This window comes from Anaerobacillus sp. MEB173 (assembly GCF_052119505.1).
Lineage (GTDB): Bacteria > Bacillota > Bacilli > Bacillales > JBJMAU01 > JBJMAU01.
Genome location: NZ_JBJMAU010000027.1, coordinates 24,572 through 38,912 on the forward strand (window position 1 = coordinate 24,572; position 14,341 = coordinate 38,912).

12 protein-coding genes are annotated in these 14,341 nt (G+C 37.5%); all 12 read left to right on the top strand.

Features of this window, described 5'->3' with window-relative positions:
• Nucleotides 1–24: 24 nt before the first annotated feature.
• The 12 genes from ACJ2A9_RS22520 to ald all read left to right on the top strand — a co-directional run bounded on the left by ACJ2A9_RS22520 (nt 25) and on the right by ald (nt 13,723).
• Nucleotides 25–1,365 (top strand): aspartate aminotransferase family protein, encoded by a 1,341-nt coding sequence (locus tag ACJ2A9_RS22520; protein WP_441423964.1) that lies wholly within the window; start codon nt 25–27, stop codon nt 1,363–1,365.
• Nucleotides 1,366–1,532: 167 nt separating this feature from the next.
• Nucleotides 1,533–2,612: an ethanolamine utilization protein EutH gene (gene eutH, locus ACJ2A9_RS22525; protein WP_441423953.1), complete on the top strand. Its 1,080-nt coding sequence runs from the start codon at nt 1,533–1,535 to the stop codon at nt 2,610–2,612.
• A gap of 659 nt (nt 2,613–3,271) precedes the next feature.
• Entirely contained in the window at nt 3,272–4,750 is a 1,479-nt protein-coding gene (locus ACJ2A9_RS22530) for an alanine/glycine:cation symporter family protein (RefSeq protein WP_441423954.1), read from the top strand.
• A gap of 300 nt (nt 4,751–5,050) precedes the next feature.
• Nucleotides 5,051–6,571: an aldehyde dehydrogenase family protein gene (locus ACJ2A9_RS22535; RefSeq protein WP_441423955.1), complete on the top strand. Its 1,521-nt coding sequence runs from the start codon at nt 5,051–5,053 to the stop codon at nt 6,569–6,571.
• 5 nt (nt 6,572–6,576) lie between these two features.
• On the top strand, nt 6,577–7,770 hold the full coding sequence (locus tag ACJ2A9_RS22540; RefSeq protein ID WP_441423956.1) for an NAD(P)/FAD-dependent oxidoreductase: 1,194 nt from the start codon (nt 6,577–6,579) through the stop codon (nt 7,768–7,770).
• Between the two features lie 55 nt (nt 7,771–7,825).
• Complete coding sequence (gene dapA, locus ACJ2A9_RS22545) at nt 7,826–8,758, top strand: 4-hydroxy-tetrahydrodipicolinate synthase (RefSeq protein ID WP_441423957.1); 933 nt, start codon at nt 7,826–7,828, stop codon at nt 8,756–8,758.
• Nucleotides 8,759–8,869: 111 nt separating this feature from the next.
• Nucleotides 8,870–9,664, top strand: coding sequence for an aspartate/glutamate racemase family protein (locus ACJ2A9_RS22550; protein WP_441423958.1), 795 nt, complete (start codon nt 8,870–8,872; stop codon nt 9,662–9,664).
• Between the two features lie 233 nt (nt 9,665–9,897).
• Nucleotides 9,898–10,170, top strand: a complete 273-nt coding sequence (locus ACJ2A9_RS22555; RefSeq protein ID WP_441423959.1) for a (2Fe-2S)-binding protein — start codon at nt 9,898–9,900, stop codon at nt 10,168–10,170.
• On the top strand, nt 10,167–10,499 hold the full coding sequence (locus ACJ2A9_RS22560; protein ID WP_441423960.1) for a (2Fe-2S)-binding protein: 333 nt from the start codon (nt 10,167–10,169) through the stop codon (nt 10,497–10,499). Before ACJ2A9_RS22555 ends, ACJ2A9_RS22560 begins: the two co-directional genes overlap by 4 nt.
• A complete protein-coding gene (locus tag ACJ2A9_RS22565; protein ID WP_441423961.1) occupies nt 10,496–11,710 on the top strand; it encodes an NAD(P)/FAD-dependent oxidoreductase in 1,215 nt (404 codons plus the stop codon). Before ACJ2A9_RS22560 ends, ACJ2A9_RS22565 begins: the two co-directional genes overlap by 4 nt.
• A gap of 79 nt (nt 11,711–11,789) precedes the next feature.
• The gene (locus tag ACJ2A9_RS22570) at nt 11,790–12,323 is read left to right on the top strand and encodes an NAD(P)H-dependent oxidoreductase (protein WP_441423962.1); all 534 of its coding nucleotides are present in this window, start codon (nt 11,790–11,792) and stop codon (nt 12,321–12,323) included.
• Nucleotides 12,324–12,586: 263 nt separating this feature from the next.
• Complete coding sequence (gene ald, locus ACJ2A9_RS22575) at nt 12,587–13,723, top strand: alanine dehydrogenase (RefSeq protein WP_441423963.1); 1,137 nt, start codon at nt 12,587–12,589, stop codon at nt 13,721–13,723.
• Nucleotides 13,724–14,341: the final 618 nt, after the last annotated feature.

A 14,341-nucleotide genomic window follows, 5' to 3' on the forward strand; every position in this document is an offset into this window, starting at 1 on the left:
AAAGGAAGAAGGGAGTTGATGATTTTGCAATTAACAGAACAAGCGCAAAATTTACAGAAAACGGATGAAAAGTACTTATGGCATGCAATGAGAGGGGCAAATCCTAACCCCGCTAATATGATTATTACGGAAGCCAACGGTGCATGGGTAACTGATATTAATGGCAACCGTTATTTAGACGGTATGTCAGGTCTATGGTGTGTAAATGTTGGGTATGGACGAAAAGAGCTTGCCGAAGCCGCTTATAAACAGCTTATGGAGATGCCGTATTTTCCTCTGGCACATAGTCATGTTCCTGCTATTAAATTGGCGGAAAAATTAAATGAATGGCTCGGTGATGAGTATGTTATTTTCTTTTCTAATAGTGGATCAGAAGCAAATGAAACAGCATTTAAAATTGCTCGCCAATATCATCACCAAAAAGGGGATCATAACCGGTACAAATTTATTTCCCGTTATCGTGCTTACCACGGTAATTCGATGGGGTCATTAGCGGCAACTGGTCAAGCGCAACGTAAATACAAATATGAACCATTGGGACAAGGATTTCTGCATGTTGCCCCACCTGATACGTATCGAAATCCAGAAGATATTCATACACTAGCAAGTGCTGATGAAATTGATCGTGTCATGACATGGGAGTTAAGTCAAACTGTAGCCGGCGTCATTATGGAACCGATCATTACTGGGGGTGGAATTTTAATGCCTCCTGACGGATATATGAAAAAAGTGAAAGAAATTTGTGAGAACCATGGTGCATTACTAATTTGTGATGAAGTAATATGTGGTTTTGGCCGAACAGGTAAACCATTTGGATTCATGAACTATGATGTTAAACCAGATATTATTACGATGGCAAAAGGAATCACAAGTGCGTATCTTCCTTTGTCAGCAACTGCGGTTAAAAGAGAGATTTATGAGGCGTATACAGGCAGTGAAGATTATGACCGCTTCCGTCATGTGAATACGTTTGGAGGAAGTCCTGCCGCTTGTGCGCTGGCTTTAAAGAATTTGGAAATTATGGAAAATGAAAATCTTATTGAACGTTCTAAAGAGTTAGGTGAACGTCTATTACGTGAACTTGAAGATATAAAGGTGCATCCGAACGTAGGAGATGTTCGTGGAAAGGGACTTCTTTTAGGGATTGAACTAGTAGAAGACAAGCAAACAAAGGCACCAGCTAGTATCGATAAGGTAAACAAAGTCATGAGTCTTTGTAAAGATAAAGGACTAATTATTGGTAAAAATGGTGATACCGTAGCGGGATATAATAATATCATACAGCTATCTCCACCGTTAAGTATTACAGAAGACGACTTTACTTTTATTGTAAAGACTTTAAAAGAAAGCATACTTCAATTGTAATCACCGACTATTATTTTCCTTTGATAAAAAACTAACTCTAGTAAGTGACGTTTTATAGAATTGAATGAACTGTTAAATAAAACGATGGGAACTACCCCATCGTTTTATTCTATCAATCTTGCTATAATGTATTGCACTATTACTATTAAAAAATAAAGAGGTTTTTTATGGGGCTAAATGACGTCATTGTATACATTATGGTTATTTTTCTATGTTTAGGAGCTATTGATAAGTGCATTGGGAATAAGATGGGCTTAGGGGAAAAGTTTAGTGAAGGATTTATGGCGATGGGTTCTTTAACAATGGCAATGGTTGGTATTATTTCGTTGGCCCCGGTTCTTGCTAATTTCTTAATACCGGTGATTACTCCCATTTATAGTTTGGTCGGTGCCGATCCTTCATCGTTTGCTAATATGTTGTTAGCGTTAGATATGGGAGGATATGCCTTGGCAAAAGAAATGGCCACAAACTATGAAGCAGAGTTATTCTCTTGGGTATTTTTAGGGACAATGATGGGGCCTACAATTGTATTTACGATTCCTGTTGCTTTAGGAATCATTGATAAGGGGGATCACCCGTATTTTGCCAAAGGTATTCTTTTAGGGATTATTACGATCCCTCTTGGTTGTCTTACAGGCGGACTTGTTGCCGGGTTAAGTTTGAATATAATACTAGCCAACCTTATCCCACCTATAATTTTTTCAATTATTGTTGCAATAGGTCTATATAAAGCTACAGATAAGATGATTATAGGATTTCATCTTTTTGGTAAATGCGTTGAGGTTATGGCTATTTTAGGTCTTACAGCAATTATCATCGAAACATTGACAGGTATTATCCTTATTCCAAATATGACACCATTATCAGAAGGGATAAAAATTGTTGGAATGATTGCCATTATGCTTGCGGGAGCATTCCCAATGGTAGCGTTTATTAATAAAGTGTTTAAAAGGCAATTAGGGAAGTTAGGGCATTCTCTAGGAATTAGCGATACCTCAACAGCCGGTCTTATCGCTTCTCTTGCACATAATATACCTATGCTTGTAATGCTAAAAAACATGGAGCCTAGAGGGAAAGTGATTAATGTTGCTTTTGCTGTTAGTGGTGCTTTTGTTTTTGGAGGCCATCTAGGTTTTGTGGCAGGTATTAATAAGGAAATGGTGTTTGCAATGATTGTTGGGAAGCTCGTGGGTGGGCTTACAGCAATCAGTTTAGCTGTCATCACTACTCCTAAATCTAAAATCTAATTCGCAAAAAAAAGAACGATTTTCTCAAAAATGGGAAAATCGTTTTTTATTAATAGTTCTGTTAAAGTTTGATGTTGCTTTTTGGCTCGTTTTTGGAAGGTTTGAATGAACTGGTAAAAGAAAATGCATTTTCTTTTACCAGTTCATTCAAACCTTCCACCCTTTCAGTACCTGAAAGGCGTGTGATTTTCAAAATCACACGAATGAGCCAAAAAGCAACATCAAACTTTAACAGAGCCGTATTATCATTAAGGACTCGAATGTAAAATTAGAAACTATTAATCTTTAACAGTATGTCCAATGTGAATATTCTGAAAACGTTGTATATTTACAATACATTCATAAAGGAATTAAACAAAAGGGGGAGAGATATAGAGATAGATGTATAGGATGCTAAAATGAAAAGGTTTTCATTTCGGATGAGAAAAATGTGGGAATGGAGGTGGATGGAAGTTACTTAGGTAAAAAAAGGTAATATGGATAGCTTAATAGTGCAGTTAATTATTACTGTATAATAGTTTTTATTATGATGTTCCGAATGTTCATAATCTAAGGAATTTGAAGCTGTTTTTAGCCATGATTTTAATCATTGGCCTTTGTGAATCTAAAAAACGGAAGTTCTAAATAAAAAAACTTATGCTTATGGAACGGGGGTTTTTATGGAGTCAATTGTAAACTGGTTAAATGGTATTGTTTGGAGTTCGGCATTGATCTATCTAATTTTAGGTGTAGGGTTGTTTTACTCTATCGCCACCCGTTTTTTTCAATTTCGACATTTTAAGGACATGGTGAAGTTAACGTTTAATGGCAGTAGTTCTGCAGCTGGTGTATCTTCTTTCCAAGCATTAAGCATGTCAGTTGGAAGTAGAGCAGGTATTGGTAACATTGCAGGTGTCGCTACAGCTATAACTTTTGGAGGGCCGGGTGCGCTCTTTTGGATGTGGGTGATGGCCATTTTTTCAGCGAGTACAGCATTTATTGAAACAACACTTGCACAAGTGTATAAAAGTAAACAAGATGGCCAATATCGAGGAGGTGCCCCGTATTACATTGGTAAGGGGCTCAAGTTAGAGTGGTATGGTATTATTTTCGCCATTGTTACGATGATTTCAATGACAATTCTTGTACCCGGTATACAAGTAAATACAATTGCTCTATCGGTAGAAAGTGCATTTGGTATTGATCGAATTTTTACTGGGGCCTTCCTTGTTCTTTTACTAGGTGCTGTTATTTTTGGAGGGATTAAAAGAATCGCAAATACTGCACAAATAATTGTTCCGTTTATGTCGATTGGTTATGTCCTTGTTTGTATCATTGTTTTAATCGCCAACTTTTCTCAACTGCCGAATGTTATTACACTTATTTTTTCAAGTGCATTCAGTACAGATGCTACGTTTGGTGGAATCGTTGGGTCGGCGATAGCATGGGGAGTGCAGCGAGGGGCTTTTTCAAATGCTGCGGGGTTTGGTAGTGAAACGTTTGAAACTGGGGCTGCAGAAGTATCCCACCCTGCGAAACAAGGTTTGGTACAAGCATTCTCCGTCTATATTGATACGTTGATTCTTTGTACTGCAACAGGATTCATGATCTTACTCACAAACATGTATAATGTGGTATCTCCAAGTGGCTCTTCAATAATGAATAATATTGGTGAGGTTGAACCAGGATCCAATAATGCACAATTAGCAGTGGAATCAGTGTTACCTGGATTTGGAGCCCCTTTTGTTGCTCTGGCTATTTTCTTCTTTGCGTTTACAAGTCTTATCACTTATTCATATAAAGCGGAAACAAGTCTTGCTTATATCAATCGTAACCGAAAAGTGAAGCTGACTTGGCCTCTAAATATTTTAAAAATTGCTTTATTAATCGTTGTTTTTTACAATAGTACGAATTCTGCGGCATTCGCATGGTCGTTGGGTGATTTAGGGTTTGGGATTATGACCTGGTTAAATCTAGTAGCGATACTATTTTTGACTAAACCAGCATTAAAGGTATTAAGAGATTATGAAATGCAGAAAAAAGCAGGGAAGGATCCTGTATTTAATCCAACGAAGCTTGGGATAAAAGGTGCAGACTTTTGGGAAAATGAATATACAGAAGATTCAGAACAGATGCAAAGGGAAAGAAAATCGGTTTAGTTTTGGCCGGAGAGAAAACATAGTTGTTGAATTTTACAAAATAATAAATTAGTAACTAACTTTGGACAGACGTTTTGTTTTATTCGAACGATCTGTTCTTTTTTTATTTCAGAATTACTAGATAAGAGGACAGTGTGACTACTTAAAGCCGTGTATTTCAAGCAATGTTAAATATATTAATTGATATATTTTACACACTGTCCAATGAAGAACACTAAGATCTAATGTATCTTTGTAGTAGTTGATATTTAAATATTCTTAAAATTACAACTTAAGCAAATTTATGAAGAGGTGAAAGAAATGATCTTACAAAAAGCAGATATTGAATCGGTATTAGTTAGCAATAGCATTACTCAAAAAATGTATATAAATGGAGAGTGGGTATTAAGTCAGTCCAATGAAAAGAGAGAAGTTATTAATCCAGCGAATGGAGAGATAATTGGGGTAGTGACTGATGGAACGGTTGAAGATGCTAAAAATGCAGTTAAAGCTGCAAGAAAGGCATTTTATGAAGATGGTTGGATGAACAGTAGAGCTAGGGAACGTGCAGAACTACTTCTACAAGTTTCAAATAAATTAGAAGCAAGAAAAGAAGAATTTGCTTATTTGGAAACATTGAATAACGGAAAAACATTAAGAGAATCATTGGCAGACGTTGAAGATGCTGTTAACCAATTACGTTATTATGCTGGGTTAGCAACAAAGCCACATGGTCAAACCTACGATGTGCCTGATGACATTCAAGCAATGGTTGTTCGTGAACCGATTGGCGTTGTTGGGATTATCGTCCCTTGGAATTATCCATTAGTAATGGCAAATCAAAAAATTGCTGCTGCACTTGCTGCAGGTTGCTCAGTCATCGTAAAACCAGCTCAACAGACACCGCTTTCAGTGATTCGTTTATTTGAGATTATTGACGAAGTAGGGTTCCCGCCTGGTGTTGTTAACCTAGTATTGGGTTCAGGAAGAAAATTAGGAGCAGAATTAGTAGCTAATCCTGATGTAGATAAAATCTCATTCACTGGTGGTACTGATACGGGAATTAACTTAATGAAATCAGCAGCGGATACAGTGAAAAAGATTAGCTTAGAATTAGGCGGGAAATCTCCTAATATTGTCTTTGCAGATGCAGATTTTGAATCAGCAGTTGATTACGCATTATTTGCTGTTTTTGCAAACCAAGGTCAGGTATGTTCCGCGGGTTCGCGTTTATTACTGGAAGAGAGTTTATATGAAAAGTTTGTCCCTGAATTAGTCAAACGAGCGAAGAAAATCAAGATAGGCCTTGGTTGGGAAGAAGGGGTTGAAATGGGTCCGCTGGTTTCTGAAGACCATATGAACACAGTTCTTGACTACATTGAGATCGGAAAGAATGAAGGAGCAACTTTGCTTTGCGGAGGTAATCGAATTGTAGACGGTGACTTTAAAAATGGGTATTTTGTTGAGCCTACAATCTTTGGAGACACTACACCGAACATGAGAATTGTTCAGGAAGAGATTTTCGGACCAGTGTTAGCCATTCAAACCTTCAAAACAGAAGAAGAAGCGATTGAATTAGCGAATGGTACGGCTTTTGGATTAGCTGCGGCTGTTTTCTCGAATGATGGAGCTAAAGCACATCGTGTGATTCGCCAAATGCGTGCTGGGATTACATGGATTAATACGTATCACCCAACGTTTAATGAAGCACCTTGGGGTGGGTACAAGCAAAGTGGTATTGGAAGAGACTTGGGAACATATGGTTTTGAAGAGTATTTGGAAGTGAAACAAATCAATGTCAACCTTAAAGTAGAACCATCCGGATTTTTTGAGGGGAAATAACAAATATGAAAAGTTTTGATGTTATTGTCATTGGTGCTGGTGTAATCGGATCTAGCGTAGCATATCATTTAGCAAAAAAAGGGCTTGAAGTAGCGTTAATTGAAAAAGGCGGTGTTGCATCAGGTACTTCCAGCAGATGCGATGCGGTAGCATTAATTTGTGATAAAAAGCCTGGTATTGATACGGAAATTGGTTATGCAAGTATTCAGCTTTTTAAACAATTGGCTAAAGAATTTTCTGTAGATTTCGAGTTTGCTTCACGAGGAAGTCTATATGTATGTGAAACAGACAAAGAGCTAGAGATTGCTAGAGACTATGTTTCCCAGCAAGCAAAAGATGGTTATGATATGCGCATGGTTGACAAGCATGAATTGCAAGAGATTGAACCATATCTAGCCGATGATTTAGCTGGAGGAATATGGACTGAAGTAGACTCGTCAATGAATCCATATAAATTATGTTATGCATTTGTTGAAGAAGGAAAGAAGCTAGGGTTAGAAGTTTATGACTATCATGCTGTACAGAATATTACACTCGATGATAAAGGAAAGGTTGAGAGTGTAGTTACGGACAGAGGCACTTTTAAAACAAAGAGGATTGTTAACTGTGCTGGAGTTTGGTCACCGAAAATAGCAGAAATGGTAGGAGTTCACATTCCTATTAAACCAAGAAAAGGTATGGTTTTAATTTCTGAAAAAACGCCGTTAAAGGTGGCAAATCAAAAAGTCCATGAATTTGGATACATGTTATCCAAATTTGAAGATATTACATTTAAAAGAAATGTAAGCGAATTAGTTGAAAAACATAATGTAGCTTTTACGATTGAACCTACTGATGCAAATAACTTTTTAGTAGGAGGACATCGGGCCTTTAGAGGGTTTGACATTAGCTCAGAAATTGAAGTTATGCGTGCAATTGCAGAAAGAGCTATTCGGTTCTTGCCTGTGTTAAAAGAAATTAACTGCATAAGAGCCTATGCAGGAGTTAGACCTTGGGTTGAAGATCACCTCCCTATTGTGTCTGAAGTAGAAGAAGTACCAGGCTTCTTTATTGCCAGTGGACATGAAGGAGATGGTATTAGTATGTCACCGATAACCGGAAGAATGGTGGCCCAACTCATGACAGGCGAGAAAACGGACTTTAACATTGATAAATTGAATTTTTCTAGATACAAGAAAAAGCAAGCCGTCAATATTTGAAACTATTGAATGTAAATAAAGATTAAAATAATAGGTTAATAATAGGAGGAACAAAATGATGAAAACTGCACCAAAAGGAATTTTTGTACCATTAATTACACCATTCAATGAAGATGAATCGATTGATTTTGAGGCTTATAAGAAAGTAATCGACTTTCAAATTGAAAATGGTGTTCACGGTCTCCTAGTTGGAGGCACAACAGGAGAATACCATGTGATGTCATTAGAGGAACGTAAATTATTAATCAAGGCGGGCTGCGAATATGCAGCAGGAAGAGTACCCGTTATGGCGGGTGTTGGATGCACGACATCCAAAGAAACAATCGAACTTGCGAATTATGCTGCAGAATGTGGTGCAACTTGGGGACTTGTTCTGCCTCCTTACTATCATAAGACAAGTGAGGAAGGAATTCGTGACTTTTTCAAGGAAGTAGCTTCAAAATCAAACGTCGGAATCGTCATCTACAATTATCCAGGAGCAACGGGCGTTACTATTTCTCCTGAAATGATTTATGAGTTAAGTCAGGATGAAAACATTGTAAGTGTGAAAGAATCTGCAGATTTTGGTCACTTATGTCAAGTTAACGCTTTAACGAAGGATGTTGAGAACTTTACTGTGTTTACTGGTGAAGAGCACTTTATCCTTCCTACTTTCTCTGTTGGAGGACAAGGTGCTTTTGGAATCCTTGTAAACTTGCTTCCTAAGGAACTTGTAGAACTTTATGAACTGACAGTTGAGAAGAGTGATTTAAATGCTGCGCGTGAGTTGAACCGAAAATTATCAGGTATTTATGACTTAATGGAGGCAGAAGGTAATCCATATCCAGGTCCAGTAAAAGCAGGTTTGGACATGCTTGGAATCAAAGGTGGAAAAGTGAGAAAGCCTTTAACACAGCCTACTGACGATATTAAAGCAAAGATTAGAGAAGAATTAGTGAGATTAGGGTATGAAATTAAATCACTAGATGAATCAGTTATTTCAGGATAAAAGCTTTTGGGTGTCAACCAACTAACTATGAATCGTAACTATAAATTGAACAGGATGACTAGTTTCAGAGAATACATTCGTATTCTCTGAAACTATAAGGAGGAGTCAAGATTGAGCTCTAAACTTTTGACTAATGATCGGGAATATGGATATTTAGGGAAAGAAAATGAAAGCACTATCATTACAATGAAAAAAGGTCAGTACATAGCAGGATATTCAGTAGGTATATTATTTTTGGATGATTGTTGGTACCCTGTTTTACCTGGAAATGTTGCAAACCTTGGTACGTATGATTTCCCGGTAAGACTTAAAGTAGTACCGAATTGTACTCAAGAGAGAATCCATGTAGGGGATCCTACGTTATTGGACGATATTATAAAAGCAGCAAAAGAGTTTGAAGCAGAAGGGGCACGTGCTATCGCTGCTGCTTGTGGATTTTTTGGCAATTTCCAAGATAAAGTAGCAGCAGCTGTAGATATTCCAGTCTATCTTTCAAGTGTTGTTCAAGTTCCTTGGATAAAGACCGGATTAAAACCTACTCAGAAAATTGGGATGTTGACCGCTGATGCTCAAGGAATTACTCCTGAATTATTTAAAAGTTGTGGAATAGATGATCCGAGTATTTGCGTAGTTAGAGATTTAGGCAGACTACCTGAATTTTCAGCGATCATTGAGAGTAGAGGGTCTTTTGATAATGAAAAGGTAAGAAAAGAAGTTGTAGATGCCGCTGTCAAAATGGTCAACGAGAATCCTGATATCGGAGCGATTTTATTGGAGTGTAGTGATTTACCACCGTATGCAGCTGATATTCAAAGGGCTGTTAAACTTCCGGTATATGATTTTATTACCATGATTAAATGGGTTCATTTTGCTACTAGTCAAAAACCGTATCATGGTTTTATCTAGAATATTTAGCAAAAAGTTATAGATTAAGTGTAACGTAGCATGAAAAAACAAACATCTAGTGTTAATCGTATCCCGCTGATGTGCTACCTGTACGTTTGAGACGTCTAACGTTCTCTTCTGCGTAAAAATAGTTTCTTGCACATCTATTTTACACAGATTGAATGTTGATGTCTCTTTATTATATCGACATTTAATGTAATCAAGTTATCTAGAGGTAATGGAGGAGATGTTCCATGAGTGAAAAGCAAACTGTCATATGTAGATGTGAAGAAATCACGTTGGAAGAAATTAAAGAAACGGTTGAACGTTATAAGTGTTCGTCACGTGAGGTAAAGTTACGTACTCGTGCAGGAATGGGTCCTTGCGGGGGACGTACATGTCGAGCGAGGATTGATCGAATAGTAGAACAATTAGGTGGACCATCGGTTTCTAATGAAGTGTCACTTAGCTATCGTCCTCCTGTACGACCAGTTTCATTTGGAGTATTAGGAGGCGAATCAAAATGAGCACAATGAGAGTAAATCATCATCCGGTTCTGGGAAATCTTGAAAAACAAAAAAAGGTGAAGATTTATTTTGACAACAGGCAATATGAAGCGTATGAGGGAGATACAATTGCATCTGCCTTACTCGCATCTAAAGTTCGAACTCTTCGGTGTCAAGAGGACAAAGGGACTCCACGTGGGATTTACTGCAATATTGGTCATTGCTTTGAGTGTCGGGTAACAGTTGGCGCAAGTACAGTTCGTGCTTGTTTAACTCCAGTAGAAAACAATATGCGAATCGAATCAGGCATACCAATCTCTACATCTTCTTTAAATGGAGGTAAATTATGATTGATCTAGTGATTGTAGGTGCAGGCCCTGCTGGATTAGGTGCAGCAATTTCGGCTGCTGAAAATGGATTAGAAGTATGTGTACTAGATGAGTTCGTAAAACCTGGAGGCCGTTTGTTGGGGCAGTTGCATGAGGAGCCTGATGGCAAGTGGGTGAATGGGATTACCGAAGCGCAAAAACTCCATGAACGTGCCATTCAACTTGGGGTGAAGATACTGTGTGGAGTATCTGTGTATGATTTATTAAAAGTGGACAATGGGTGGTGTGTACATACCACGGATAAAATAATCGAGTCTAAATGTCTTTTACTTGCAACAGGGGCATCGGAAACTCCTATTCCTGTTCCGGGTTGGACTCTTCCAGGCGTCATGTCGATTGGTGCAGCACAAGTCATGGGTAATGTTCATCGTGTGAAACCTGGAGAAAAAGGGATTATAATTGGTGTTAATGTACTCTCAGTAGCGATAGCAAGGGAACTACAATTATGTGGCGTTCACATTGAGAGTATCGTGCTTCCGCTGCCAAACCTTATATCTGGTGATGCTGCGAATCCGGAGAAAATGATGGAATCTCTTTTACGATTGTCACATTTGGCTCCTTCACCTTTAATAAGATTTGGCGGGAAGTGGGTAAACCCGAAGCTTGGAGCACTTTTGTTTCCCAAAAATGGATTTAAAATGTGGGATATTCCTATTCAATTACGAAAAACAGCTCTTGAAATAGTTGGAGATAAACAGGTAGAAGGTGTTCGGATTGCTGAAATTTCTGCATCTGGAGAGGTTATACCTGGAAAGGAAAAAATAATATCCGCTGATTTTGTTTGTATTGCTGGCGGTCTTACCCCAATGTCTGAACTTGCGGCTGTTGCTGGCTGCTCGTTCTCCTATGTTCCAGAACTTGGTGGTCATGTTCCTTTGCATAATGAATGTATGCAAACAAATCTAGAAGGATTATATGTAGCAGGCAATATCACTGGAGTTGAAAGTGCTAAGGTAGCTAGGGCTCAAGGAACAGTAGCTGGACTTGCAATTTCACGTGAACTCAATGCGTTATCAGGGGGGAATGCTGATAAAATAATTGAAGCAGCTATTGCGGAGGTTACCAAAACAAGACGCAATGCACTTATCCAATTCCAACCAGGCATTGAAGAAGCACGAAGGGAACTCCACCAAAAATATGATGAATATGTTGGAAAAGTAGTCCATATCTAATTTCGATATCACACTTTTAGCTTTTTCCATTTTCTAAAAACTATTTTGTCTATAGAAAAATATGTATGGAGGATTTTTAATGAAGGTATTAGTTATCGTAGCACATCCGAACATTGAAAAGTCAGTTGTGAACAGTACATGGATAAGAGAATTGAAGAAACATCCAAATATTACTGTTCATGAACTTTATAAACAATACCCCGATGAAAACATAGATATTGAAAGAGAGCAAAAATTATGTGAAGAACATGACCGGATTGTTTGGCAATTCCCTTTTTATTGGTATAGCTCTCCTCCATTACTTAAAAAGTGGCTGGATGAAGTACTTACACATGGTTGGGCATATGGTTCAAACGGAAATAAATTGCATAATAAAGAGCTTATTTTAGCTGTATCAACTGGAAGTGCAAAAGAAAGATATCAAGCTGGCGGTCGTAATCAGTATTCGATGAGCGAACTTTTAAAACCGTTCCAAGCAACTAGTAATTTAATAGGCACTAGATTCCTACCAGCTTTTGTATTTAATGGAGCCTATACATCAGATGAAGAAGAAATTAAAGAAAGTGCAGAAGCGTATGTGAATTATATTCTTTCTTCAGACAATTTTGAGTAAGATAATAGTGGATCAAGATAAGGTCAATATAAATTTAAAAACAGCGGATATTTCCAGTATGAAGGAAATATCCGTTTTTGACATTCTGTACCTATAAAGGTAATCGAGCACCATTGTGTCGTATTAATCCTCATATAAATTTAACACTGTGTCTAATGAAGGGAAAGGAACCAAGGCTTATACTTGAGATACAAATCTAACCAAGACAAAAAAATTTTAGTTAGGGAAGATTGGAAAACATATTTCATTGGAGGGAAGTAGGAATGATTATTGGTGTACCACGAGAAGTTAAAAATAATGAAAACCGTGTAGCTCTTACACCAGCTGGAGTATTGTCTTTTCTAAACGCTGGTCATAGTGTTCTAGTTGAGAATGATGCTGGAACTGGCAGTGGATTTACAAATGAAGATTATGCCAGTGCTGGTGCAGAGATTATTGAAAATGCTAAAGATGTATGGGCTAAAGCTGAAATGATAATGAAAGTGAAAGAACCCCTTCCAAGCGAGTATGATTATTTCCGTGAAGGATTAATTCTGTTTACTTACTTACACTTAGCTGCTGAACCATCATTAGCTCAAGCACTTAAGGACAAGGGAGTTATCGCTATTGCCTATGAAACAGTAGAAGTAAATCGCACTCTTCCATTACTTACTCCGATGAGTGAAGTAGCAGGACGTATGGCTTCACAAATTGGTTCTCAGTTCTTACAAAAGTCAAATGGAGGTAAAGGTATTCTTCTTGCAGGTGTTCCGGGTGTTAGTCGCGGTAAAGTAACCATCATTGGTGGTGGAGTTGTCGGCACGAATGCAGCAAAAATAGCTATTGGTTTAGGAGCAGATGTTACCATCATTGATTTAAGTGCGGAGCGATTACGTCAATTAGATGATATCTTTGGAAACCAAATTAGAACACTAATGTCCAATCCACTCAACATAGCTGAAGCTGTAGCAGAAGCTGATCTTTTAATCGGTGCTGTTCTAATTCCTGGCGCAAAAGCTCCTAAACTGGTAACAGAAGAAATGATAAAAACAATGAAGCCGGGTTCTGTAATCGTAGACGTAGCAATTGATCAAGGCGGTATTGTAGAGACTGTTGACCGTATAACAACACATGATAACCCAACATATGAAAAGCACGGTGTTGTACATTACGCAGTGGCAAACATGCCTGGAGCGGTTCCAAGAACGTCAACCATTGCTTTAACAAATGTTACAGTTCCTTACGCATTACAGATTGCGAACAAGGGAGTATTCCAAGCCATTTTTGATAACCAATCCTTAAAACTTGGATTAAACGTTGCAAATGGTGAAATCACATACGAAGCTGTAGCAAAAGATCTTGGACATAATTATGTTTCACCAGAAAAAGTCTTTGAAAAGGAACTTACGACTTTAGGATAGTTATTCAATCAATATAGCAATATAGGAATTACAAAAAATGATTTTATTCTTTCACCCGTAAATGACAATTAGAATAAAGTAACAAAAGGACTGACCCCTTCAGTCCTTTTGTATTTTATTAAGAAACTTAATAGTTACGCTAACAAAAATGCTAACATTTTTTTAATTATAGTGCTTATTTTAGAGGTTTCTCAAAGGTTGATAAAACGTTTGAGAAGCCTCTTTTTTCATCAATTTAGAATTAAGACATCTCTCGTAATGTTTATTTTCATTAGATTTATTTATTAAGTGCTTTCTTGGCTAAACTAGAGTTAAAGATTTTAATGATTGGAGTAGCCTTGTTGATATTCAAGAACAGCTCAATCAAGCTTTCAAAGAGGTTGATAGACTAAAAAAAGAAAATATACAATTAAAAAAGGATCTCAATAAAGCAGAAATTAGATAAATATATCCCTTTTATCAATATTTGATTAAAATTGGTTTAGAAGGTATATTCAGAGCAACGATGGTATTCTCAATTTATATGTTTGAATGAGAGAGGTGAAGTCAATGTTCGAACAAATTAATCAAAAAAAGGGTCTTCTAGATGCCAATCGACCATTACCCAAATATACAGTC